This is a genomic window from Kitasatospora sp. NPDC091257 (assembly GCF_044757675.1).
Classification (GTDB): domain Bacteria; phylum Actinomycetota; class Actinomycetes; order Streptomycetales; family Streptomycetaceae; genus Kitasatospora; species Kitasatospora lactacystinica.
The window spans coordinates 1-1,558 of the sequence record NZ_JBIVVI010001630.1 but is presented as its reverse complement, the minus strand read 5'-3'; the positions used below and the strand labels follow the sequence as shown (position 1 = coordinate 1,558).

General features: G+C 72.0%; 2 protein-coding genes. Both read left to right on the top strand.

All coding sequences use genetic code 11. The features are described from left to right. Positions 1–60: 60 nt before the first annotated feature. Complete coding sequence (locus ACIQOV_RS40875) at positions 61–903, top strand: hypothetical protein (protein ID WP_401056135.1); 843 nt, start codon at positions 61–63, stop codon at positions 901–903. Next, the coding region (locus tag ACIQOV_RS40870) for a DUF402 domain-containing protein (RefSeq protein WP_401056133.1) at positions 900–1,558 on the top strand (659 nt) is incomplete at its 3' end. The genes ACIQOV_RS40875 and ACIQOV_RS40870, both read left to right, overlap by 4 nt.

Here is a 1,558-nt window from a genome sequence, read left to right as displayed (position 1 = left end):
CTCGTACCGCCCCCGCGGTTTCCCCCGTCTCTCCCGTCTCTCCCCGTCCTCGGAGCCCTCATGACCGGCCTGCCGCTGCCGCCCGTACCGGAGCCGTACCACCTGCCCTTCCACTACGGTGCGCTGCACAACATCGGCGTCGACTACCTGATCGACCGCGCGCGGGCGCGCGAACTGCTCGCCAAGCGCCACCCCGGGCTGAACGTCGCCGCCTTCGACGGCGGGGCCTGCGTCTCGCTCAACTACCAGCTCTACTTCGCCCAGTATCCGAACGGCGGCGGCATCACCCAGGAGCTGGAGATCAACCTGATCGCCCACCCGCTCTTCGCCGAGGAGCGGATGCCGGTGGTCAACTACGGCCAGTACGCCCGGGGGTACGACCAGACCAAGCTGCTCGGCATCGCCCGGCTGCACGTCCTCTGCGACAACCCGCTCGCCATCGACGCCGGGCGCCGGCTGTACGCCGAGCCCAAGCACCCGGGCTGGTTCGAGACCACCCTGCCCTCCCTCAACGCGCCCGACGTGCGCGAACGCTGGACGGTCTCCTGCCGTCGGGCCGGCCTCGGGCAGGACGGACTGATCCGCCACGACGAGGAACTCCTCGCCCTGGACGTGAACCTGGTCGGCCTCACCCCCGAGTCCGTCAACAACACGCCGATCACCGGCTACGGCACCGACGACGAGGGCAAGCTGCTGGCCGGGCCGCTCAACGTCTACCAGCCCTACCGCTACTACGCCCTGGACGACCGCACCGCCGACCGCGTCCGGCTCGACCTCGGCAACCCTGCGGAGGAGTCGGCCCGCGACCTCGCCCACCTGATCGCCGACGCCCCGGCGGCCGGGGTCTGGACCTACCAGTCCCCGCCGGTCGCCGCCCACAACCGGGCCTACTACATCCGATGACGGCCCCGGCCTTCTCCCCGGTCTTCTCCCCGGGCGGCACCGCCGTGCGACGGGACGTCGCCCACGGCAGGGTCTGGTCGGCCATGCCGTACACCGTGCTCGCGGACGACGGCGCGACCCTGACCCTCACCGCCCGCCCGGGGACGGAGACCCTGGCCCCGGCCGGCTGGACCGCCGCCGCCCGCGCGGGGGACGACGCCGCGCGGCTGGACTGCATCGAGGACCTCGCCGCCGGCCGGTGGGAACTCGATGACTGGACCTGGCGCGACACCGTGGTGCTCAGCCGCTTCACCGCCGGAGCGCCGTTCAGTGTCCACCGCTTCCTGACGCCCGACGGTCGGCCACTGTACTGGTACGTCAACTTCGAGCGCCCGTACCGGCGGACGGCCATCGGCCTCGACACCCTCGACCTCTTCCTGGACCTGGTGATCACCCCCGATCTCTCGACGTACAGCTGGAAGGACGAGGACGAGTACGCCCACGCCCGGCGCCTCGGCGTCATCGACGAGGTCACCCATCGGTGGATGGACCGGGCACGGGACCTCGCCCTCGTCCAGCTCCTGGACCGCACCGGCCCGTTCGTCCCCGATCCGGCGGTCTGGGAGCTGCCACCCGTAGGCCCGCTGCCCACCCTCCCGGCCACCGCCCTCAGCAC